The 24,093-nt window shown below is 61.6% G+C and carries 15 protein-coding genes; 8 read left to right on the plus strand and 7 right to left on the minus strand.

Translation table 11 applies throughout. The features are described from left to right. Positions 1-245 precede the first annotated feature (245 nt). From HB376_RS23650 to HB376_RS23665, 4 genes are all read left to right on the plus strand, one after another. Complete coding sequence (locus HB376_RS23650; protein ID WP_047847114.1) at positions 246-1,652, plus strand: circularly permuted type 2 ATP-grasp protein; 1,407 nt, start codon at positions 246-248, stop codon at positions 1,650-1,652. A gap of 81 nt (positions 1,653-1,733) precedes the next feature. Continuing rightward, positions 1,734-2,687, plus strand: a complete 954-nt coding sequence (locus HB376_RS23655) for an alpha-E domain-containing protein (protein WP_213766166.1) — start codon at positions 1,734-1,736, stop codon at positions 2,685-2,687. Positions 2,688-2,710: 23 nt separating this feature from the next. Continuing rightward, the gene (locus HB376_RS23660) at positions 2,711-3,508 is read left to right on the plus strand and encodes a transglutaminase family protein (RefSeq protein WP_213766099.1); all 798 of its coding nucleotides are present in this window, start codon (positions 2,711-2,713) and stop codon (positions 3,506-3,508) included. 245 nt (positions 3,509-3,753) lie between these two features. Beyond that, positions 3,754-4,623, plus strand: coding sequence for a proteasome-type protease (locus HB376_RS23665; protein ID WP_213766100.1), 870 nt, complete (start codon positions 3,754-3,756; stop codon positions 4,621-4,623). Positions 4,624-4,914: 291 nt separating this feature from the next. Here HB376_RS23665 and HB376_RS23670 read toward each other — a convergent pair whose 3' ends face one another. The 5 genes from HB376_RS23670 to cobA all read right to left on the minus strand — a co-directional run bounded on the left by HB376_RS23670 (position 4,915) and on the right by cobA (position 11,123). After that, positions 4,915-6,102 carry a porin gene (locus HB376_RS23670; RefSeq protein ID WP_213766101.1) on the minus strand — a complete coding sequence of 396 codons (1,188 nt, stop codon included), beginning with the start codon at positions 6,100-6,102 and terminating at the stop codon, positions 4,915-4,917. Between the two features lie 622 nt (positions 6,103-6,724). Then, positions 6,725-8,059 (minus strand): YihY/virulence factor BrkB family protein, encoded by a 1,335-nt coding sequence (locus HB376_RS23675; RefSeq protein WP_213766102.1) that lies wholly within the window; start codon positions 8,057-8,059, stop codon positions 6,725-6,727. A gap of 396 nt (positions 8,060-8,455) precedes the next feature. Further along, the gene (locus tag HB376_RS23680; protein ID WP_213766103.1) at positions 8,456-9,613 is read right to left on the minus strand and encodes a CmpA/NrtA family ABC transporter substrate-binding protein; all 1,158 of its coding nucleotides are present in this window, start codon (positions 9,611-9,613) and stop codon (positions 8,456-8,458) included. A 9-nt stretch (positions 9,614-9,622) separates the two neighbouring features. Continuing rightward, positions 9,623-10,198 (minus strand): ANTAR domain-containing protein, encoded by a 576-nt coding sequence (locus tag HB376_RS23685; protein WP_213766104.1) that lies wholly within the window; start codon positions 10,196-10,198, stop codon positions 9,623-9,625. 112 nt (positions 10,199-10,310) lie between these two features. After that, on the minus strand, positions 10,311-11,123 hold the full coding sequence (cobA, locus tag HB376_RS23690) for a uroporphyrinogen-III C-methyltransferase (protein WP_213766105.1): 813 nt from the start codon (positions 11,121-11,123) through the stop codon (positions 10,311-10,313). A gap of 742 nt (positions 11,124-11,865) precedes the next feature. Between cobA and HB376_RS23695 the strand changes: the two genes are divergently transcribed. Genes HB376_RS23695 through HB376_RS23710 form a run of 4 tightly spaced genes read left to right on the plus strand, consistent with a single transcriptional unit; the run spans position 11,866 to position 20,358 of the window. Then, positions 11,866-13,194, plus strand: a complete 1,329-nt coding sequence (locus HB376_RS23695; RefSeq protein ID WP_213766106.1) for an MFS transporter — start codon at positions 11,866-11,868, stop codon at positions 13,192-13,194. 13 nt (positions 13,195-13,207) lie between these two features. Continuing rightward, entirely contained in the window at positions 13,208-15,748 is a 2,541-nt protein-coding gene (gene nirB, locus HB376_RS23700; protein ID WP_213766107.1) for a nitrite reductase large subunit NirB, read from the plus strand. Between the two features lie 31 nt (positions 15,749-15,779). Next, the gene (gene nirD / locus HB376_RS23705) at positions 15,780-16,127 is read left to right on the plus strand and encodes a nitrite reductase small subunit NirD (protein ID WP_213766108.1); all 348 of its coding nucleotides are present in this window, start codon (positions 15,780-15,782) and stop codon (positions 16,125-16,127) included. Between the two features lie 25 nt (positions 16,128-16,152). Continuing rightward, positions 16,153-20,358 carry a bifunctional nitrate reductase/sulfite reductase flavoprotein subunit alpha gene (locus HB376_RS23710; RefSeq protein ID WP_213766109.1) on the plus strand — a complete coding sequence of 1,402 codons (4,206 nt, stop codon included), beginning with the start codon at positions 16,153-16,155 and terminating at the stop codon, positions 20,356-20,358. Between the two features lie 36 nt (positions 20,359-20,394). On the opposite strand, the gene HB376_RS23715 is transcribed toward HB376_RS23710, so the two are convergent. Both HB376_RS23715 and HB376_RS23720 read right to left on the minus strand, forming a co-directional pair. Then, complete coding sequence (locus tag HB376_RS23715; protein ID WP_213766110.1) at positions 20,395-21,774, minus strand: MFS transporter; 1,380 nt, start codon at positions 21,772-21,774, stop codon at positions 20,395-20,397. A 62-nt stretch (positions 21,775-21,836) separates the two neighbouring features. Next, complete coding sequence (locus HB376_RS23720; RefSeq protein ID WP_213766111.1) at positions 21,837-23,087, minus strand: amidohydrolase family protein; 1,251 nt, start codon at positions 23,085-23,087, stop codon at positions 21,837-21,839. Between the last annotated feature and the right edge of the window lie 1,006 nt (positions 23,088-24,093).

Genomic DNA, 24,093 nt, shown 5'->3' on the forward strand with positions numbered 1-24,093 from the left:
AGGGCACCCCTTCCACCCCATCACCCCCCCACCGCCCCCACCGCACTCATTTGAAGCAAACTCCCCCCTAACCCGCCAAAACAATGAGTAAAAACAAGTAGTAGAAAAAATGGCACGTCTGTTGCTTAATTGTAGATACTGAAACTACCGAAGCGTCGGACAGGCGTGGCCCAGCTTGAAGAGCGGTATCGAGCGGCATTTCCACGCACAGGCGGCACCAGGCCGCGATCAAAAAAGGACGCAAGATGCAGATCTACGACGAAATGCGTCACGAGGAAACCGTGCGGGCGCACTACGCACGTTTCTCCCGGTGGCTTTCCACTCAAAGCCCCGAAACCATCGCACGCAAGCGCGCGGAAGCCGATCTGCTGTTCAGGCGTGTCGGCATCACGTTTGCCGTGAACGGCGATCTGTCGGGCACTGAGCGCCTGATTCCCTTCGACATGATCCCGCGCATCATCCCTGGCGATGAATGGCGCAAGCTGGAAGCTGGCCTCCGACAGCGGGTACGCGCGTTGAACATGTTTATCCGCGACGTCTACCACGATCACGACATCGTTCGGGCGGGGAAGATTCCCGCCGAGCAGGTGTACACGAACGCGCAATATCGCCCGGAGATGCAGGGCGTGGATGTGCCGCTCGACGTCTACGCGCACGTCGCTGGCGTGGACGTGGTGCGCGCCGGTGACGCAGGCGAGTTCTACGTACTTGAAGATAACCTCCGGGTGCCGTCGGGCGTGTCGTACATGCTCGAAAACCGCAAGATGATGATGCGGCTCTTCCCCGAATTGTTCGTGCAGAACCGCATTGCCCCGGTCGCGCATTATCCGGACCTGCTGCTCGAAACGTTGCGCTCGATCGCACCCGCCGGCGTGGACGACCCCAACGTGGTGGTGCTCACGCCCGGCATGTACAACTCGGCGTACTTCGAGCACTCGTTCCTCGCGCAGCAAATGGGCGTGGAGCTGGTGGAGGGCAAGGACCTCTTCGTCGATGAAAACTACGTGTTCATGCGCACGACGCAAGGGCCGAAACGCGTCGACGTGATCTACCGGCGCCTCGACGATGACTTCATGGACCCGCTCGCGTTCCGCACTGACTCGGCGCTCGGCGTGCCGGGCCTGCTGACGTCGTATCGCGCGGGCCGCGTGGCATTGGCCAACGCGATGGGCACGGGTATCGCCGACGATAAATCCATCTATCCGTTCGTCCCGGACATGATCGAGTTCTATCTCGGCGAAACCCCGATCCTGAACAACGTGCCGACGTTCCAGTGCCGCAAGCCCGACGATCTCGCCTACACGCTCGCGCATCTGCCCGAGCTGGTCGTGAAGGAGGTTCACGGAGCGGGCGGTTACGGCATGCTGGTCGGGCCGGCATCGACGAAAGCCGAAATCGAGGCATTCCGCGAACGCCTGATCGCGCGGCCGGATGGGTATATCGCCCAGCCTACCTTGGCGCTCTCCGCCTGCCCGACCTTCGTGGAATCGGGTATCGCGCCGCGCCATATCGACTTGCGGCCGTTCGTGCTGTCGGGTAAAGAAGTGACGATGGCCGCCGGCGGCCTGACTCGCGTGGCGTTGAAGGAGGGTTCTCTCGTCGTGAATTCGTCGCAGGGCGGCGGCACGAAAGACACCTGGATGGTGGACTAAGCACCCACCGGGATTGTTCGCACGGGCGTGCTTCCAAGCGCTGCGCCCGCGCGCGCCACACAACAACGGAACGCCATCATGATGCTAAGCCGCACAGCCGATCACCTTTTCTGGATGGCTCGCTACATGGAGCGAGCGGAAAATACCGCCCGCATGCTCGACATCAACCTGAAGGGCATGCTGCTGCCGCAGACGCCGGATCAGGCCGCCCGCGCACAACGCTCGGTACTCCGTATTTCGGAACTTGAATCCAGGTTCGAGGAGCGTTTCCCGGGCTCGGATTCGCGCGAAGACATGCTGCACTTCATGGTCGCCGATACCGGCAATCCGTCGAGCATCATTTCGTGCCTGCACGCGGCTCGCGAAAACGCGCGTGCCGTACGCGGGACCCTGACCACGGAAGCGTGGGAGACCATCAATTTCACGTGGCTCGAATTCGGCGAAAAACTCGCCGTGGGCGAGCTGGGAAAAAGCCCCGACATGCTGTTCGAATGGGTCAAGTACCGCTCGAATCTGTGTCGCGGCGTGATGGTCGGCACCGCGCTTCAGGACGACGCCTTCTGGTTCATCCAGCTCGGCATGTACCTGGAACGCGCGGACAACACGGCGCGGATCCTGGACGTGCGTTTCGCCGATGCCGAACCGAACTCGCGCGAAGCCGCCCGTCAACTGGAAGACTTCTACTACTGGACCTCCATCTTGAGTTCAGTGTCCGCGCTGGAAATCTACCGGAAGGTGTATCGCGACGTCGTGACGCCGTCGCGAGTAGTGGAACTGCTTATCCTCAACTCGCAGATGCCGCGCTCGCTGCTGGCGTCGCTGGACGGGGTCTGCGCGACGCTCGACAAGTTGCGCACCAGCGGCTCGAACGAGTGTGAACGTTTCGCCGGCAAGCTGCGCGCGGACGTGCTGTACATGGATATCCGCCAGATCCTTGAAACCGGAGTGCACGCCTATCTGACGCAATTCCTGAAACGGGTCGATGAGCTCGGTGTTCGCGTGATGCGCACCTTCCTCATGTTGCCTCTCGCCTGAACGCATCCGTCCTGGAAACCATCATGCTTCTGACCATTCGTCATCACACAAGCTACCGTTACGCCGTGCCCGTGCAGTACTCCATCCAGCAACTGCGCATGACGCCCGCCAACGGGTCGGCGCAGATGGTGCGGCGCTGGAATATCGACACAGTGGGCAAGCTCGACGTCACCCGCGATGCCTACGCCAACACGCTGCATACGCTGGTGCTGACGAAACCGCATATGGAGATCCATCTTTCCGTGACCGGTCAGGTGGAAACCACGTTGCTCGACGGCGGCCGCCTCAACGACGGTCCCGGCCGGATTCCGCTCCAGCACTACACCTGTGCGACCGCGCTGACCGAGCCGGACGCAGTGATCCGCGAACTCGCGAACTCGGTGCCCAAGCTCGACTCACCGTCGGCGCTGATTGCGCTGGCGGAGAATATTGAAGCCAGGGTGCAGTTCAAGGCGGGCGTAACCGAGGTCACGAGCACGGCTGCTCAGGCGCTGCAGCTCGGTAACGGCGTGTGCCAGGATCACGCTCACATCATGTTGGCGTGCTGCCGCGCCCGGGGCCTCCCGGCGCGCTATGTGAGCGGTTACATCGATCCAGGCGATGTCCCGCACGCGGCAAGCCACGCTTGGGTCGATGTGTGGATCGACGACGGATGGGTGTCGGTGGACGTTACACACACAGCGTTCGCCAGCGGCCGCTACTGCCGGCTCGCGGTTGCGCGCGACTATGAGGCGGCCGCACCTGTGCGCGGCTCGCGCGTGGGCGGCAAGGAAGAGCGCATGAGCGTTGACGTCTCCGTGCAGGCCTCGGCCGACCAGTGAGTGACACGTCGCGGCGCTCGTATTCCTCAGGCGCCGGAACATTCAAGCCGCGCCCCCATCTGCCGATAACTATTAGAAGGTGAGGTGGCGCGGCTTTGTTGACCGCACCTTGACCTGATGACGGGAGGCGGCGCGTTTGGCGGGGGACTCATGCCTGTGCACGAGTCCTCTCAATCAGCCCGATCCGGGCGATGACCCGATTACCCGATTACAATACGTATTTGCTTCTTTCAGGAATTGGACGCATGACTTATTGCGTGGCAATGCGCGTCGACGAAGGACTGGTGTTCCTGTCCGACACCCGCACGAATGCCGGGGTCGACCATGTGAGCGCCGCCCGCAAGATGGCAGTCTTCGAGCAGCCCGGCGACCGCGTCCTCGTGCTCCTCGCCGCGGGTAATCTCGCCCTGACGCAGGCAGTCATGCAACTGCTGTCGGAACCGGCGCCCGAAGATAAACCCACGCTGTATAACGTACCCACCATGGCGGAAGCGGCGCGGCTGGTGGGCGATGCGGTGCGCGAGGTACATCGGCGAGATGCGGCTACGCTTGCGGAATTCAGCGTCGACTTCAATTGCAGCTTCATTCTCGGCGGCCAGATCCGCGGGGCGAATACGCGCCTGTTCATGATTTACTCGGCGGGTAACTTCGTGGAGTCGTCGCAGGTCAGCCCGTATTTCCAGATCGGTGAATCGAAGTACGGCAAGCCGATCATCGATCGCGTTGTCACACCGTCCACGCCGCTGGACGAAGTCGCGAAATGCGCGCTGGTGTCAATGGACTCCACGCTACGGTCCAATTTATCAGTGGGATTACCGCTCGATCTGCTCGTGTATGAGAAGGACGCGTTGCGGGTCACGCGCTTCTCCACAATCGATAACGACAACCACTATTTCCAGATGATTCATCGCACCTGGGGTGAACGGCTGCGGCAGATTTTCGGGGAGATTCCTAATCCGACCTGGGCCGATCCTGCCAATGTGCCGCTACGGGCGCGCGAAACGGTATCGAACGTGCCGCGCGTGACAGGCAGCGATCTGCGGGCCGAACCCGATACGTCAGCGCCGCCGTTTCAGACCTTGATGCAGCCGGAAAGCGGGCAGTCGCAGCATTGAACCGGACTGGGATTGGTCAATTAGTAGATTAGTAGAGGCGGTTTGAGAGCGCGTGCTGGAAACTCTGCAAGACAGGTAGCCTGAACAAGAACGGCCCAATCGGCTTTACGCAGATTGGGCCGTTCTTGTTTTTGGCGTTGTTTTTAGCTTTGGCGTATTGATTGCCGTGAACCGGCGATCAATACCCTGCGCGCATAAAAAAACAGCCATCGGTTTCGCCGATGGCTGTTTTTGAACCGCAGTCGAAATCGGCGCGCTATGCAGTGAACCGCTTGCGCGCCGGGTCCGGCTTTAGAACTTGTGACGAATACCGACGAGCACCATTTCTTGCGAACTCGTACCGGCGAAGCCGAACGAACCGATCGATGCTTGCGCTGCTTGATCTACGCGAACCGTCTGGCCTGCCGCGTTCGTGGTGTACACAGCTTGCGTGCCGCTTGCGTGCTGGTAAGCGCCGACTGCGTAGAAGTCCGTACGCTTGGACACCGTGTAGTCCGCGCCGATACCCACTTGATGGTACTTGGCAGCCGTGTCGCCGCTAGCTTTCTCGTACGTGTAGCCTGCACCGACCAGCAAAGCCGGCGTAAGCTGGTAGTTCGCGAACACGCTGCCGATGTTGTACTTCTGCGTCGACGTGAATGCCGACAAGGCGTCCGGAGCGTATTGCGCATTGCTGTACGAAGCGCCGAGCGTTACCGGGCCGATAGCGTACTGAGCTGCTGCACGAGCGATGCTGAGCGAGTGAGCCGAGGTGTAGCCGCTGTTGATCGGACCGTCGAAAATCGAGTCCGACGACTGGTTGGCGCTCCAGACCGATCCTGCTGCAGCCGTACGGCCTGCGCTCGGGTTGCTTGCGTAGAAGTAACCAGCAGCCAAGCCCAACGGGCCGTTGTTATACGCAACTGCACCGCTCCACGTCTGGCCTTGACCCGTCGTGCCAGCCAGGTTGCTGAAGCCATACAAGCCTTCGAATTGCAGGCCGGCGTAGTTCGGCGAAACATACTTCACCGTGTTCGAAACACGCAAGCTGTTGTCGTAGTTGTCAACGTCGCCCGGCGTACCGACGATCGACGCCCAGTAGTTGTCACCCGTGATGCCTTGCACCATGTCAACAAGCGGATCGTATTGACGACCGATCGTGACGGTACCGAGCTTATCAGCCGTCAAGCCGACGAATGCCTGGCGGCCAAATTCGCGACCACCTTGACCCAATCCGCCCGTATTGAGGTTGAAGCCGTTTTCCAATTGGAAAATTGCCTTCAAACCACCGCCCAAGTCTTCCGTACCCTTCACGCCCCAACGGTCACCGGACAAGTTGCCGGCAAAGAGGCCGACCTGCTTCTCGTTGCCGGACGCGTGGCCAACATAACCAACAGCCTCATCGATCAAGCCATACAGAGTTACGCTGCTTTGCGCGTGAGCCACGCCAGCCGTGCCGAGCAGTGCCAGCGAAAGGGAAGTCAGTGCGAAACGTTTCATCAGGTTCTCCACGCTAGGATTAAATTCGTTGTTGCCGGCGCAGAGAATAACGCAGCGTTACAAAACTTAAGAACTGAAAAATTAAAACATGTCTCGAAAAAAAGACACTTTATGGTCGACCGTGTGATGTCTTGTAAGGCAAGCCTGTCAAGGCTTTAGCCGTTGATTCATCTAGCGAAAGCGCATTAGCATGGATGCCGTCATAAAGTTCCTTTTAACGCAATTGGTTCAGCGAGAATGGGCGCTTTTTATTAGTTTTTTACTAATTCGGCGTTATAAGCGAGGTATGCCGGGAGGCCCTTGCGAGGAAGGCTTTTACAGGCGAGAGGAGCGCTGCGCATGGCTCGGCGAGGGTTTACGCCGGGAGGCGGCCCGACGCAGCCGCGTAGCGTCCGACACCGCGAGATGAGTTCGCGCGTGGCGTATTACCAACACCTTTACTCATTGAGAGCGCCATTTTTGCGTCCAGCGCAACAAACGCGCTGTGCTCACTCGTCGCGGCGAGTCCATGCGACTTGACGAAGTTTCGGCAGTCAAGCTTTTGACACGGAAAACTGTCGTGTCGCGGATTACTCTGGTTTGCGACTTGATTCCGCTCCTGATCCCGCTCGGCTTGACGGCGTTATTCGTCGTTTGCCGCAGGATGATCACGTCCGGCTTCGCGTCCGGTTTCACGTCCCGATAACAGCGCGAGCGCCAAACCTGCGCCGCCGGCCAGCAACACGGCGCGCCACGGATACCGCTTCACCAGGTCATTTGCCTGGACCGCCTTGCGCCCGCAATCCCGCATGGCTTGCGCCGTCACCCGGGTAGCCACGGTCTCCGCACGGGCCAGCTTGCGGCTGAGGGTCAACGCGGTGCTCAACGCCGATACCCGTTTGCGCGCCTGCTGCGTCAAATGCTGCGCGTGTTCAGCCCTTCTTTCGATGGATGCTCGCGAACGTCCCGGCACGACCGTAAAGGCTTTTGTGTTTCCGGGGTTGTCCGTGTCCACACGGCCGGCTCCGGGAACTGTCGAGCCCGCCAGCATCGAGCCGATCTTGGCGCGGCTGCCTAGGGGGACCCGGGTGCTTTGCTGGCCCCACGCACCGCGGGGATCGTGCAAACGTGCTCGCGCGGCTGAAAACTCCGCGCCAAGCAGCAGGACTGCTGCCGAGAAGTACAGCCACATCAGCAACACCGCAAGCGAGCCCGCCGCGCCGAATGAATTCGCCGTGCCCGCGTGAGTCAGGTAGAACGCAAACAGTTTTTTGCCGACCGAAAACAGGATCGCGGCAACAAACCCGCCGACCAGTGCGTCCCGCCATTGCACCCGGCCGTCGGGGAGGAACTTCAGCAGCGCTCCGAACGCAAGCGAGAGAATCACCAGTCCGACCAGCAACTGCACAATGTCGCCGACGATCACGAACGGCGAATTACCCCAAAGCCATTTGCCCACGGCCTGGATGGCGGTATCGAGGACTAGCGAGACGATCAGCAGGAACGCCACCCCCAGCACCAGGCCGAACGAGATCAGCCGCACCCGCACCAGCGCGAAAACGCTGGATTTCTGCTCGCCGGTAAGTGGCCATACGAGGTTCAGCGCGGTGTTGAGCGATGAAAATGTCGCCGATGCACCCAGCGCCAGCAACACGAACGAGATCACGGCGGCGACTCCCGTGCCGCCGCTACGGTGGGCATTCTCGACAATGCTCTGCACGCTCGCCGCGGCCTGATCGCCGAGCAGTCCATTGACGTGATGAAACAACTGACCGCGCGCGGCGTCGGCCCCGAACACCCAGCCGGCCACGGCGATGACCATGACCAGCGTCGGCGCCAGCGAAAACGCGGAGTAGAACGCGATGCTCGCCGCCATGGCGGCACAGCGATCCTCGCCAAATTTCCTGAGCGCGCCCATCACCCAGGATGCGTCCTTTTTCACGGCAGCCTGAATTTTCTCGGTGGACAATGTGCTCATGGAAACCTCAACTTCGCTGATGGTAATGATGATCTTGACGGTTTGTAACGCGTCGGAGCACGATGCGTTCCCACGGCCGTTAAGCCTGCGATCGCGCCACTGCGCGCCGGGACTCATGGAGCATCCGTCATCCCGTCGCAGCTTGGCAACCCAAATCGGGCTCATAGGCCGTTCGGATGCCTTTGGCGCGCACTTTCGTCACCAATCGTTAACTTTGTTTTACGTAGTTCTACGTTTGGGGGCAGTGGGGTTTTCAATCGGCGCGGGAATGGGCACATGTGGGCATGTGAATGGGCGAATGAACGAATGAACGCCACGCCGTCACGAGGTGACATGCATCGCCGAGCCGTTGCAGCCAGCGACAAAACGGACAAACGGACAAACGCGCCCACAACGTCAGGCACGCATGGCGAACCCGTCGAGATAGGCGGCGGGATCTTGTCCGTCCCAGATGCGCCCATCGATCAGCATGTCCGCGCGAATCTCGTCCGGCACGCGAACGTCCGCCAAGGCAGCGGCCTCGCGATACAGCGCCGTCTGGCTGATCGCCGATGCAATGGCGGCGTCGTCGTGAGCGCCGCTCAATAGACCCCATCGGCGATATTGCGTCAGGAACCACAGGCCATCGGACGGTCGTGGATAGTTGACGGCGCCTTTATCGAAGAAGCTAACGGCGAGGGGGCGCTGCTGCCCGGGGAATTGCGCTGCGTCGTACTCGCCGAGCAGCCGCGGCGCGATCAATTCCTGAGGCACACCTAACAGTTCCGGCGCGGCGAGCCACTTGGATATCTCGGCCCGATGCGCGGGGTCGTCAAGCCACCGGCACGCCTCGAGCATGGTCTGGACCAGCGCGCGTGCCGTGTTCGGATAAAGCGCGACAAAATCGCGCCGGCTGGCAAGCACCTTTTCCGGGTGGTCCGGCCAGATCTGGCTCGAAATCGCGACGGTCCTGCCCGCTTGACGCGCCTCGGCAACCGCGTTCCACGGCTCACCGGCACAGAATCCGTCGAGCTGGCCTTCGGCCAACGCATCGACCATTTGCGGCGGCGGGATCACGATGCTGCGAATGTCGCGCAGCGGATGCACGCCAAGAGCTGCGAGCCAGTAGTACAACCACATCGCGTGCGTGCCGGTCGGAAAGGTCTGTGCGAAAACAGGAGGACGGCCGAGCGTCGCAAGCGCCTCCTTCAAATTGCCGCTCCTGCTCAGCGCATCGGCAAGCGGGTTCGACAGAGTGATGGCCTGGCCATTGCGGTTCAGCACCATCAACACAGCCATGTCGCCCTGCGGTCCGCCAATACCGAGCTGCACGCCGTACACGAGCCCATACAGCGCGTGCGCCGCATCGATCTCGCCGGACAACAGCTTGTCGCGCACAGCCGCCCAGGAAGGCTGCCGGCACAACTCGAGCGTCAGGCCGTGGCTGTGGCCAAACTCGAGGATCTTGGCAACGGCGAGCGGGGCGGCATCGCTCAGCGCCACGAAACCCAAACGAATGTGGGTCTTCTCGGGTTGCGCGGACGCGCGGTTCAAAACGGCTTTGGGCGTATTCATGTAGTAGGGCTACCCTAGTAAATCGACCATCGACACCAACTGGCGCGCAACCTCGGCAAGCTTCAGTCCCTCGTCCATCGCGCGCTTGCGCAGCATGGCGTAGGCCTCAGGTTCCGACATCTTGCGCCGGTCCATCAACAGGCGCTTGGCCCGGTCGATCAGCTTGCGGTCGGCGAGTTCATTTTCGGCTTTGGCGAGCCGCTTGCGCAATTGCTCCTCGCGGGCGAAACGCGCCAGCGCGACTTCGAGAATGGGGGCGAGACGCGCGGCCTCCAGGCCTTCGACAAGGTAAGCGCTCACGCCTGCACCGACCGCGGCGTGAATCAGTTGCTGGTCGCCGTCGTTGCTGAACATCAGGACCGGGCGCGGCGCGGTCTCGTTCATCACGGCAAGTTGTTCGAGCGTATCGCGTGAAGGCGATTCAGTATCGATGATGACCACATCCGGGCGCTGTTCCTCCACCACCTTGGGCAATGCCGCGGGGGTCGCGACCTCGGCCAGCATGTCGTAGCCCAGGCGTGCGAGTGCCTGGCGAAGATCGCCAATGGGTTTGTCGGTGTCGGTGACGAGCAGTACGCGAAGCATGGGTCAGGCGCCGGGATAGCTCATGCATGGAATGCTTGACGCAACGCTCTCTGGCGGACGATCAGCGCGCGCCATAAAGACCGCTTTCGCCGCTCGATGCCGTTTGCGCCGGTCAGGCTGCATGCTGAACCGCTTCAGTGATGTCTTGCCATGCGTTGAAGGCGGCATGCTTGTCCACGGCAAGAGCGCCGCTTCCGTTGTGAGTCACCCAATCTACCGCTTCGCTGATCGCATTGCCAACGAGGATCACGGCGGGGCTTCCCAGCCCTTCCTTCACGGCGTCGATAGCCAGGCGGTCCAGCGGTCCAAGCCAGCGCCGCTCGGATGCGGTACCGGCCCATTGAACCACGGCGGCAGGGGTGGATGCCGGTAACGCCGAGAGCAGCGCATGGCAGAGGCTTTCGATGCGCGTCATGCCCATGTAGATCGCGAGCGTCGTGCCGGTCGCAGCGAGTGCGGCCCAGTTGGGTTCGCCATGATCCTGCTTGTGTGCCGTGACGAAGGTCACTCCCTGGCAATGTTCCCGATGCGTCAGCGATATCCCGAGACTCGCGGCCGCTGCAAAGCCCGACGAAATGCCGTTGATGATCTCTACCGGAATCTGCGCGTGGCGCAGTGCTGTGAGTTCTTCGCCCGCGCGTCCGAACAGCAGCGCGTCGCCGCCCTTCACGCGAACCACGTGCAACCCTTTGAGGGCATAACGTTGCATCAGCCGTTGAATGAACGCTTGCGGTGTCGACTTGCAGCCACCGCGCTTGCCGACGCGGATCACGCGCGCGCGGGGCGCAAGCGAGACGATGTCGGGATTGGCGAGATCGTCCAGCAACACGATATCCGCCAGCGCCAATGCTTTGGCGGCTTTGATCGTGAGCAGGTCCAGATCGCCGGGACCGGCGCTAAGCAAGGTGACCTTGCCAGTTGTCATCGTGATGTCCTTTGGCGGCTCGTGAAAGCTTGAGAAAAGCGCAGCCACCGCCGCGTTGCTTAAAAGACCGAAGTTCGGAATGAGCCGCATGGGTCGCGCGTCGCGCAGATCAGATGACCTGCATTCGGGCAATGCGACAACACGGCGCCCCAACGAAAAACGGCATCCGCTCGTGCTCTTGCACGAAGGGACGCCGTTGTCCTGAGTCGCCGATGGTGACCGGCATTCAATCGATAAAACTGTATATCCAAGCGCCCGACATCGTTGCCGCGCACAGCCAGTGACAGGCAATATCCAGGCCAGACGAGTATTGCCCTGGCGCGCCCGGCAACGAACGATGCGGGCAATAACGCGTCCGCCGCACGAAGCTGCGCTCCTTAAGCGTGCCCGCACGAAGAAGGCCCTCTTTGATCTTGCGTAGCGGACCGGAACGCCCCAAGCAGGGTGCCGTTCCACTCGCACGCGGACAGTGCTGCGTCGCACCGCGAGTGTGCGGCGTTGCATCAAAATGCATCGCCCGTAATCGGCTGACAAACGCGCCGCCGAGCGCAAACGCCCGCCAAATATAGAAACGCCGCGTATGGCATGGCCCTTGCAATGAGAGCGTCCATGGACCAACGGCGGTCCGGTTTCATCGCAAGGCTTCAGCAGCGGCCCGTGACGGGCTTTTTGGACAATGGCGTCCCCTGAACTCAGTCATCGGCTGGGTTCACGGGACGCCTTTTTGTTTTGTGGAAAGACAATGGCAGACAAAGCAACCCGGATCGATCTCTTCAGCCTGCGCACCGTGCCCATGCGTGCCTTCCACCTCACGTGGATGGCGTTCTTCGTCTGCTTCTTCGCGTGGTTCGCCTGTGCGCCGCTGATGCCGTTGATCAAGCGCGAGTTCGGCCTGTCCATCGATCAGGTCGCCAATATCAACATCGCAGCGGTTGCCGCGACGATTCTGGTAAGGCTCATCATTGGCCCAATGTGCGACCGCTACGGTCCGCGCAAGGTCTATACGGGGCTGCTGCTCCTCGGTGCATTCCCCGTGTTCGGCGCGGCGCTCTCGGGCGGTTACGAAAGCTTCCTGCTGTGCCGCCTGGGCATTGGCGCCGTGGGTGCGAGCTTCGTTATTACGCAGTACCACACATCTGTGATGTTCGCGCCGAACGTGGTCGGCACGGCCAACGCGACCAGCGCCGGTTGGGGTAATGCCGGGGCCGGCGCGGCGCAAATACTGGTGCCGTTGCTGCTCGCGGGCATGCTCGCGCTCGGCGCCGCAGATGCATCCGCGTGGCGCCTCGCGCTCGTGGTTCCCGGGCTGGCCATGCCGGTGATGGCCTGGTTCTACTGGCGCTTCACGCAGGACTGCCCGCAAGGCAACTTCACGCAGTTGCGTGCGCAAGGCATCACCATCGACGGTGGCAAGAAAGGCGGCTGGGCGAGCTTTCGCACGGCCTGCGCGAACTATCGCGTATGGATGCTTTTCATCACCTATGCGGCTTGCTTTGGCGTCGAAGTGTTCATCCACAACATTGCCGCTATCTATTACGTCGATCACTTTCATCTCTCGCTGAAAGCCGCCGGTGCCGCTGCCGGCAGCTTTGGACTGCTCGCCCTGTTCGCCCGTGCGCTCGGCGGCTGGATATCGGACAAGGCCGCTGCACGTCGCGGTCTGGAAATTCGTTCGACTTTGTTGTTCGCGCTCATAGCGGGCGAAGGTCTTGGGCTGTTATGGTTTTCGCATGCGGATAGCGCGGCGCTCGCCGTGGTCGCCATGCTGAGCTTCGGCCTGTTCACGCACATGGCATGCGGCGCGACGTATGCGCTTGTGCCGTTCATCGACCGCAAGGCGCTGGGCGGCGTGGCGGGGATTATCGGTGCGGGCGGCAACGTGGGAGCGGTGGCCGCCGGCTTCCTGATGAAGGGCTTCGGCAGCGTCCAGCAGACCCTCGCCATGCTCGGCGTGCTGGTCACGTTGTCCGCGCTGTGCGCACTCGCCGTGCGCTTTAGCTCCGAGCACAAGGCACAGGAAGCCGCGCTGCGTGCAGACGCGTTGGGTGTCAATAACAGCATTGCCAATTGAGAGCGTCCGGATCATGAAAATCGTCGTCGTCGGTCATGGCATGGTCGGCCATAAACTCCTTGAATGCCTCGCTGAAAACGCAGCGCACGAGCTTGATATCACCGTGCTATGCGAAGAGCCGCGGCCGGCTTACGACCGCGTGCATCTGTCGGAGTTCTTCTCGGGCAAGACGGCGCAGGACCTGTCGCTGGTCGAGCCGGGATTCTTCGAGCGCGCGCGCGTGCGGCTTGAGCTCAATGCGAAGGCGGTGTCGATCGATCGCGCGGCGCGCACCGTGACGGCGTCGACCGGCGAGGTGCTGGCGTACGACAAGCTGGTGCTCGCTACCGGTTCTTACCCGTTCGTGCCGCCGGTGGCGGGCAATGAGCGTCGTGATTGCTTCGTGTACCGCACCATTGAAGATCTCGAAGCCATGAAGGAATGCGGCGCGCGCTCGAAAACGGGCACGGTGGTAGGCGGCGGACTGCTGGGGCTTGAGTGCGCCAAGGCGTTGCGCGACATGGGCTTGCAGACGCACGTGGTCGAGTTCGCGCCGCGCTTGATGGCCGTGCAGGTTGACGACAGCGGCGCGCGCGTATTGCGCAGCAAGATCGAAGAGCTGGGGGTGACGGTTCATACGCAGAAGAACACCGTAGCCATAGTCGATGGCGAGAACGGCACGCACCGCATGGAGTTCGCCGACGCAAGCCATCTCGACACCGACATGATCGTGTTCTCCGCCGGCATCCGCCCGCGCGATGAGATTGCGCGAATCAGCGGCCTTGAAGTCGGTGCGCGCGGCGGCATTGTGATCGACGACAACTGCCGCACGAGTGACGCCGATATCTATGCGATCGGCGAATGCGCACTCTGGAACGGACAGATATTCGGGCTGGTCGCGCCGGGTTATGACATGGCCCGTGTTGTTGCAAAACAGTTGGCTGGCGAACAGGCTGGTTTCACCGGCGCCGATATGAGCACGAAGCTCAAGCTGATGGGCGTGGACGTGGCGAGTATCGGCGACGCGCACGGCAAGACGCCGGGCAGCCGTGCATACCAGTTCAGCGATGAACGCAAGCAGGTCTACAAGAAACTGGTGGTGTCCGAGTGCGGCAAGTATTTGCTCGGTGGCGTGATGGTCGGCGACGCAGGCGAATACGGCACGCTGTTGCAGATGATGCTGAACCGCATCGAGTTGCCTGATGCACCCGAATTCCTGATTCTCCCTTCCGCCGATGGCAAGCAAAAGCCTGGTCTTGGTGTCGAGGCGCTGCCTGAAGCTGCGCAGATCTGTTCGTGCAACAACGTGTCGAAAGGGCAGATATGCGAGGCGGTCTGCGCGGGTGCAACCAGCATTGGTGCGTTGAAGTCCGCGACCAAGGCCGGCAGTTCGTGCGGCGGTTGTGTGGCGCTGGTCACGCAGGTGATGAAGGCCGAGATGAAAAAGCAAGGGCTCGCAGTTAATAACCACGTATGCGAGCACTTCCCTTACTCGCGTCAGGAGCTTTATCACATGGTGCGCGTCGAGCGCATCGAGACGTTTGGCGCGTTGCTCGCGAAGCATGGCCACGGTCTTGGCTGCGATATCTGCAAGCCGGCTGCCGCCGCGATTCTTGCATCGTGCTGGAACGAGTTCGTGCTGAAGAAAGAGCATGCAAGCCTGCAGGATTCGAACGACTACTATCTCGCGAATATCCAGCGCGACGGCACCTATTCCGTCGTCCCCCGGATGCCCGGTGGCGAGGTCACGCCGGACGGTTTGATCGCCGTCGGCCAGGTCGCAAAAAAGTATGGCCTGTACACCAAGGTCACGGGCGGGGCACGTGTTGACCTGTTCGGCGCGCGGGTTGAACAGCTGCCGCTGATCTGGGAAGAACTGATCGCGGCCGGCTTCGAGTCCGGTCATGCGTACGGCAAGTCGGTGCGGACCGTGAAGTCCTGCGTGGGTTCGACCTGGTGCCGCTATGGCGTGGGCGATTCGGTCGGTCTCGCGATCGACATCGAGAACCGCTACAAGGGTTTGCGCACGCCCCACAAGATCAAGTTCGGCGTCTCCGGATGCACACGCGAATGTGCGGAGGCACAAGGCAAGGACATCGGCGTGATTGCGACCGAGAAGGGGTGGAACCTCTATGTATGCGGCAACGGTGGCATGAAACCGCGCCACGCCGAGCTGCTCGCCTCCGATCTCGACCGTGTCACGCTGATCCAGTACATCGACCGCTTCCTGATGTTCTACATCCGTACCGCGGACCGCCTGCAGCGCACGAGCGTCTGGCGCGACAACCTGGAAGGCGGGCTCGAATACCTGATCGATGTCGTGGTGCGCGACAAGCTTCAGCTTGCCGCGGAACTCGAAGCGGAGATGCAGTACGTGGTCGACACCTACGAATGCGAGTGGAAAAAGGCAGTCAACGATCCGGACACGCGCAAGCGCTTCCGTCATTTCGTGAACAGCGATGAAGCCGATGCGAACGTGAGTTTCGTCGAAGAGCGCGGCCAGATTCGCCCCGCGACGCCGGCTGAGCGGCAACTGAAGCGAATCGACATTCCGGTGGTTGTCGAGACCGTTTGAAGCGCCCGCGAAACACACTGAGGACATCATCATGAACAACGATCGAATCTCAAGCTCATGGGTGCCTGTGTGCCCGCTTGACGACATCGTGCCGAACACTGGCGTCTGTGCGCTCATCAACGGCGAGCAGGTCGCCGTGTTCCATCTCTTCGATGGAACCCCAAGCGTGTACGCGATCGATAACTTCGACCCGGGCTCACAGGCGTCTGTATTGTCGCGCGGACTGATCGGCAATCTGGGCGAGCGCATTGTGGTGGCATCGCCGATCTTCAAGCATCACTATGATCTTCGCACGGGCGAATGCATCGAGATACCGGCGAACTCGGTCAACGCTTTTGCCGCGCGCGTAGAGGACGGCCACGTGTGGGTCGCGGTATGAAGGTGAGCGGGTTCGAGCGTCGGTCATGATCTCCGGCAGCGTAAAAACCGTGTGTCCATACTGCGGCGTTGGCTGCGGCATGGTCTTGCAAGTCGAGAAGGGAGAAGTGGTCAAGGTGTCCGGTGACAAGGAGCATCCGGCCAACTTTGGACGCCTCTGTACCAAGGGTTCGTCGGCGCATGTGGTCTTGCGCAAATCGGGCCGTCTGGAGGGCGCTTTCATTCGCCGCGAACGGGATCGCGACCCGATCCCGTTACCCATGGCGCAAGCGATTTCCGACACCGCTCAGCGCCTGCGTGGGCTGCTTGACGAGCACGGCCCGGACGCGCTTTCGTTCTATGTGTCGGGGCAGATGTCGATCGAGGCGCAGTACCTCGTCAACAAGCTCGCGAAGGGGTTTGTCGGCACCAACAACATAGAGTCCAATTCTCGGCTCTGCATGGCGAGCGCCGGCAGCGGCTACAAACTGTCGCTGGGTGCTGACGGGCCACCGGGCTCGTACGAGGACATCGACCGGGCCAACCTGTTTTTTGTGATCGGCGCGAATATGGCCGACTGCCACCCGATCCTGTTCCTGCGCATGATGGATCGCGTGAAGGCCGGCGCGAAGCTGATCGTGGTGGACCCGCGCCGCAACGCGACTGCCGACAAAGCCAGCCTCTTCATGCAGATCAAGCCGGGCACCGATCTCGCGTTGCTGAACGGCCTGCTGTATCTGCTGCATCGGAACGGTCATACCGATGCTGATTTCATCGCCGAATCGACTGAGGGCTGGGACGCGATGCCTGCCTTTCTGGAGGACTATGCGCCGGATAAGGTGGCTGAGATCACCGGTATTCCCGAAGCGGACATTCGCCGAGCGGCGCAATGGATGGGCGAGGCGCCCGAGTGGATGAGCTGCTGGACCATGGGCCTCAACCAAAGCACGCACGGGACCTGGAATACGAACGCCATCTGCAACCTGCATCTCGCCACGGGCAAGATATGCCGGCCGGGTAGCGGGCCGTTCTCGCTCACGGGGCAGCCCAATGCCATGGGCGGGCGCGAGATGGGTTACATGGGCTCCGGGCTTCCCGGACAACGTTCGGTGCTGGTAGCGGAGGACAGAGATTTCACGGAAGACCTGTGGGGCGTTCCGAAGGGCACACTCAAGACTTCGCTCGGCCAAGGCACCGTGGACATGTTCTCGCGCATGTCGACCGGCGAGATCAAGGCCTGCTGGATCATCTGCACCAATCCTGTTGCAAGCGTGCCGAACCGGCAGACCGTGATTGCGGGGTTGCAGGCCGCGGAGCTGGTCATTGCACAGGACGCCTTCCTCGATACTGAAACCAATCGCTACGCCGATGTCCTTCTGCCGGGCGCGCTGTGGGCTGAGGCCGAAGGCGTGATGATCAACTCCGAGCGCAACATGACGCTCACGCAGAAGGCCATCGAGCCGCCGGGCGCCGCGTTGCCGGACTGGCAGATCATCGCGCGCGTCGCGTGTGAAATGGGTTTCGCCGATGCATTCAGTTATGCATCGGCAGAAGAGGTGTTCGCGGAGATCACCCGGACGTCGAATCTCAAGACGGGCTACGACCTGCGCGGCGCGAGCCATGAACGCTTGCGCGAGACGCCGTTGCAATGGCCCTGTGCACCGGACGTTGCAGCCGATCGCAATCCGGTGCGTTATATCAACGACGGCGTGAGCCAGACGCTCAGGCAAATGCCTGACGGCAGCCGCCCGCGCCTGAGCTTTCCCACTTCAACCGGCAAGGCCGTTTTCTTCGCTCGCCCGCATGTGGCTCCTGCGGAAATGCCTGACAGTGAACGGCCTATCGTGCTGAATACGGGCCGCTTGCAGCACCAGTGGCACACCATGACCAAGACCGGCAAGGTGCCCATGCTGAACAAGCTGAATCCCGCCCCGTTCGTGGAAATTCATCCCGAAGATGCGGCGGCGCTGGGTATCAAGGCGAAGGACGCGGTCGAGATTCGCTCGCGCCGCGGCCGCGCCGTTTTGCCGGCAGTGGTCACCGATCGGGTTCGTGCCGGCAACTGCTTTGCTCCCATGCATTGGAACGACGTCTTTGGCGAAGAACTCTGCATCAACGCCGTGACGAACGACGCGATCGACCCGATATCGCAGCAGCCTGAATTCAAGTTCTGTGCTGTTGCGCTCAGCCGCGTAGCGCCTAAAGCTGACACGGCGAATCCTGAGACGCGTGACGATGCCGCCAGCTCGGAACGCGTTGAGCCCGTCGTTGCCGATCACGCCCGTCCGAACCAGGAACTGGACATGTCCCGTATTGATGCCCTTGCCACGCTGCTCGGTATTCCGAAAACGCCGCCACCCGAACTTAGCGAGACCGAACGCATCTACGTCGACGGTTTCATGAGCGGCCTGCGCTCGACGGAAGGCCGCGGAACAGGTGGCGTGCCGACGTTGCCGCTTGGTGCGCCCGTCGCCCCTGCTACGCGGCTTTGGCTCGATGGTGTCCTCGCGGGGCTCTTCAGCCGCGCTGAAACGGCTATGCCTACGTTGACCGCACCGGTTGCAGCAACCATCGCCGAGTCCTCTGTACGCATTGCGCGGGCGCGGCCAAAAGTCGTGTTGCTGTGGGCTTCTCAGACGGGGAATATCGAATCGTTGACCGAGCGATATGCGACCCAGTTGATGGAGTCCGGCTTCGAAATACGCACCACGTGTATGGCCGACTATGCGGTTTCCGACCTGGAGAAAGCGCAGTACGTTTTGCTGATGACGAGTACGTTCGGCGACGGCGATGCCCCCGATAACGGCGCGAGTTTCTGGACCGGGATCAGTGCCGATAACGCCCCGCGCCTGGATGGCGTGCGCTACGCCGTGCTGGCTTTTGGCGATCGCAACTACGATGCGTTCTGCGGTCACGGCCGCAAGCTCGATGCCCGTTTGCTCGAACGCGGCGGGATACCTTTGCTGGAGCGGGTCGACTGCGATGCCGATTACCAGCCCGCAGCCGACGCTTGGCTCGAGCGGATCGTCGCGCGTATCAAGGAAGAAGATGCGGCCCTGCATGCAGTCCCGGCCGACGGCATGATTCCGGCCGTGCTGCCTGGCACCGCGCCTTCGAAGACCCATCCGGCAGCGTCGCGGCTGGTGAAGAATCTGCGGCTGAACAAGCAGGGCGCGACGAAGGACACGCGTTATTTCTCGCTGGATACCGCTGACTCGGGTCTTGATTATGAGGTCGGCGATGCGCTCGGGGTGTGGCCGAGAAACTGTCCCGAACTGGTCGATGAACTCATCGGACTGAGTGGCCTTAGCGCTGATGCCGCCGTCAATGTGGCGGGCGCGGGTGAGATGCGGCTGGCCGACGCACTCGGCAAGCACTATGAAATAGCGCGCCCGAATCACGACGCGTTGGCGTTCATCGCAGCCCGGACGCGCAACGGTGCAGAGGGTGCGAATGGTGCGAATAATGCATTGGGCAGGCTGCTTCGCGAGGACAACAAGGCGGACTTGAAGAAATGGCTCTGGGGCCAGCAACTGGCTGACGTGCTGCATGAATTCCCGGTGGAGCTTTCAGCCACGGAACTGATCGGCATGCTCAAGCGCATGCAGCCGCGCCTTTACTCGATTGCATCGAGTCCCAAGGCCCACCCTGGCGAGATACACCTGACCGTATCGGCGGTCCGGTATAACAACGGCCGGCGTCAGCGCAAGGGCGTGTCCTCGACCTTTCTGGCCGATCGCGCGGGCGATGCCAGCGTGCCGGTATTCGTGCAGAAATCGGCGCATTTCCGTCTTCCCCATAGTGGCGATGCACCCATGATCATGGTCGGCCCCGGCACCGGCGTGGCCCCGTTCAGGGGCTTCCTGCATGAACGCCTCGCGCGCGGCGACACCGGCCGCAACTGGTTGTTCTTTGGCGAGCAGCATGCCGCCACGGATTATTACTACGGCGATGAACTCGATGAGATGCGCCGCAAGGGTCTGCTGAACCGTCTCGATCTCGCGTTCTCGCGGGATCAGGCCGACAAGATCTATGTGCAGGATCGTATGCGTGAACACGGGGCCGAGCTGTGGTCGTGGCTTGAGGCCGGCGCGCATTTCTATGTCTGCGGTGACGCGGGCCGCATGGCCAAGGACGTTGACGCAGCGCTCAAGTCTGTCGTGGCTCAGCATGCCGGCATGAGCGACGACAAGGCTCAGGAATATGTTAGTGGCATGGTCAGGGACAAGCGTTATGTGCGGGACGTGTATTGAGTTTCGCTTGAGTCACGTGCGAGTTCGGTGATCTCGCTAATCGCGCAACTGCTGCGCCGCGATGTCTTCAAGCGATCTTCCGCGCGTTGGCACGCCCATCAGCACCACTGCCGCCGCACCGATCAGCAGTACGAATGTGGTTGCCCCAAACACGCCTGGAAAGCCCAGCAACGGATACACATACCCAACCAGGATAGGGGCGGCGATCGCGCCTAGCCGACCAATCGATGAAGCCAGCCCTGTGCCGGTTGCGCGGACATCGGTTGGAAAAACCTCGGGCGTGTAGGCGTAGACACCCGCATACGTGCCATTCATGAAGAACGACAGCAGCACGCCGGATAGCATGATGCCCCCGTCGCTACGCGTGAGCGCAAGTCCTAATGCCGAGACGCCTCCCAGCACCATGTACGACGCAATGGTCGCTTGCCGGCCGATCTTTTCGTTCAGCCACGCGCCTGAAAAATAACCCGGTATCTGCGCGATATAGATCACGAGCGAGTAAGAAAAGCTGCGTGTGATCGTCATGCCGTTCTGCACGAGCAGGCTTGGAATCCACGTGAAGAACGCGTAGTAGCTGAAGGTGATCGAAAGCCACATGAGCCACGTCATGGTGGTGATGCGCGCGAGCTTGCGCGACCAGAGGGCCTTCACGTTCGCGAGCACCGAAGCACGTTGCGCCGCGATGGGAACCTCCGCTTCGGCGGCCGCATCGGTTGCCGGCAGGGGTTCCAGTTTCACGCCCGCAGCCATCAATTCGGCTTCCGCCCGCGCGACGATTACCTCGGCTTCCGCGTGCCGCCCGCGCGCGACCAGCCAGCGCGGCGATTCGGGCAACGCGCGTCGCCACCAGAGCAACATTACGATAGGCAAGGCGGTGATTACCATCACCACGCGCCACGCGTTTGGTGCAAGCGGAATCACGAGATAACCAAGCAGCGCAGCCGCCACGAAGCCAAATGAGAAGAAGCCGGCGAGACTGCCCGTGAACGCACCGCGATATCGTCGCGCCACGAACTCCGACAGGAACGGTGCGACGATCGCGCTTTCGGCGCCCGTGCCGAGTCCGGCGACAATGCGTGTCGCGAGAAAGAACGGCCAGTCGTGGGCGGTTGCGCTGGCAAGCGATGCGACGCAGTAGATCACCAGCGCAACCATCATCACGCGCCGCCGTCCGATCAGATCGCCGAGCATGCCTGCGAGCATCGCCCCGAGGAAATAGCCGATGAACGTACCGCTGCCGAGCACGCCCGTCTGCACGCTGCTGAGCGACCACTGCGTGCGCAGCACCGGTAGCAGGAACGCGAGCACGGCGGCGTCCATGGCGTCGAAGGTGTAGCCGAGACCGCCCATCAGCAATAGCCGTCGATGAAACGAAGAAAACGGCATGCGTTCGATACGGGCGGAAATCGTCGACATTGGGTAACGCGCCTCGCTGTCAGGAATGAACGGATTCGGCTGGGGATCCAAGCGTGCTCGGGTCAAGCGTGCTCGAGTTCATCGAAGTGGATGTGACCGCCTTTCATCACGAACGGAATGTGTTCGCCCTGACCGAGCAGGCAGTCGATGGATCGAAGTGGATTGCCGTCCACAACCAGCACATCGGCGAACGCGCCCGGCACGAGGCGGCCGAGTTTGCCCGTCATGCCAAGCACGTCGGCGCCTACCACCGTTGCACTTGCTATGGCTTCAGCCGGCGATAAAACCTCGGCGCGCAGCCGGAATTCATCGCTTTGCAGACGTTGCGATTCACCCAGCAGATCCGTGCCGAAGCCCATGCGCACGCCCGCGCGTTTCATGATTTCGAGCGACCTGAGGCCGGCCTCGTGGACGTCGGCCACCTTCGCCAAGCTCGCTTCGGGCAGGCCGTATTTGCCGCCCTCGCTGGCGAGCGCTTCGTACGTCACCAGCGTGGGAACTACGAAGGCATCGTGCTCGGCAACCAGACGTGCAGTCGCGTCGTCGATGAGATTACCGTGCTCGATCGTGCGCACGCCGCAGCGCACCGCGCGTGCAATCGCGTCGGGCGTGTAGGCGTGAGCCAGTACGTAGGTCTGGCGGCCGCGCGCCTCGGCAACGATCGCGCGGATCTCGTCCTCGGAGTATCCCCATGCACCCACGGGGTCGGTCGGCGAGGCAACACCGCCGGATGCCATGATCTTGATCTGGTCCGCGCCCATCTGGAGTTCTTCACGAACGGCGCGTCGCACCTCGTCTACGCCGTCCGCTACCCGTGTGAGCGCACCGACGCGTACGCAGCAGCCGCAAGGCGCGGCCGGTGGCATGTAGTCGGTGCGCGTACGCATGTCGCCGTGACCGCCGGTCTGGCTCAGTGCGCGGCCGGAGACGAACATGCGTGGGCCTTCGGCAAGTCCGGCTTCCACTGCCTGCTTGAACGGGTAGCCGGCGCCGCCGGCGTCGCGGATGCTGGTAAAGCCGCGACGCAGCATTGCGCGCATCAACGGCACGGCGCGTAGCGTGACAAGCACGTTGGGCAAGGTTGCCACGCGTGGCAGGTTGAACTCGACCGCGATGACATGCACGTGGAGATCGATCAGGCCGGGCATCAACGTCTTGCCTTTCAAATCGATCACGCGGGCACTGGCGGTTTTGATCGGGCGGTCGGAGACTTCCTTGATTCGGCCCTCTTCGACCAATACCTCGTGGCCGGGGATTAGTTCTGGCTGCAACGGGTCCAGCAGCGCGCCGTTGCGAAACAACACCGACGTCATCGCGACTCTCCTGAGAAGGCGGAATCCGGGGCGCGGACTGCGGGAGTGGACGCGCCAGGTTGGCTCGATTGCACGAGCAGGAAACTATACGCCGCGCGTGGGCGAGCGCGCTAGCGTGTCATTAATTGCATAAGAAGTCGTCGCGGAATTGGGTTTCGTTCGCACTCGGGGTTTGGTTTTGGACTTGCCAGATGTGGCTTAGGGCGATGCCAGGTTTTGGGGTTGGCGGTTGGGGTTAGTGGTCGGGGTTGATGTCGGGTTGGTCGGTTCTGGGTTAGCGGTCGGTCGGGTTCAATGCCGGGTTGGTGCTTTCGGCCTTAGTGGTCTGCGTGAGTCGGATTTTCTCTTTACCACTATTAGCCACTGTGCGTGGCGGCACGTCATTTCTTTGTCCAAAGCGACAAAGAAACGAAGCAAAGAAAACGCTTTCAAACCACGCTACCCTAAGTGTCCACAGCGTGCAGTTTTGATTCATAGGTGCCCCAAAAGCACGGTGCTCGCCAGAGCGAAGGATGTTTGAACCCCTCCTTCTCGCGAATCCTGACACGAACACGCTTCGCCCCGTACGCTCTCGGGCAAGCACGAGGCGCCCAGGAACCTGCACGGCCTCACGCGTATCGCTGCCGCGTTTCTTGGAGCGTTGGCCAAGCGTGCGCTGCTTTTTTGGTGGACTACACGGCCGAACGCATACTTACGGCTTCATGTTTGGTGGGCTATTGCGCGACATGCACGATTCTTTTCGCCAGCTACGGCCCGATGCATCCGCGTGGGCCGTGTCTTGGCGGTTAGCGACGTGGTCCGTCGTGTACAAATTCGGCGGGAGGTTGTCCGCGGATAGCGCGGGGTGTCCCTTGGGCAGGTTCAATCACTGGTGGCGAAGCGTGTGGGTATCGGTGTTCGGAGAAGGAGGGGTTCACACATCCGTCGCTCTGGCGAGCACCGTGCTTTTGGGGCACCCATGAATGGAAACTGCACGCTGTGGACACTTAGGGTAGAGCGGTTAAAG

The organism is Caballeronia sp. dw_19 (genome assembly GCF_018449515.1).
Lineage (GTDB): Bacteria > Pseudomonadota > Gammaproteobacteria > Burkholderiales > Burkholderiaceae > Caballeronia.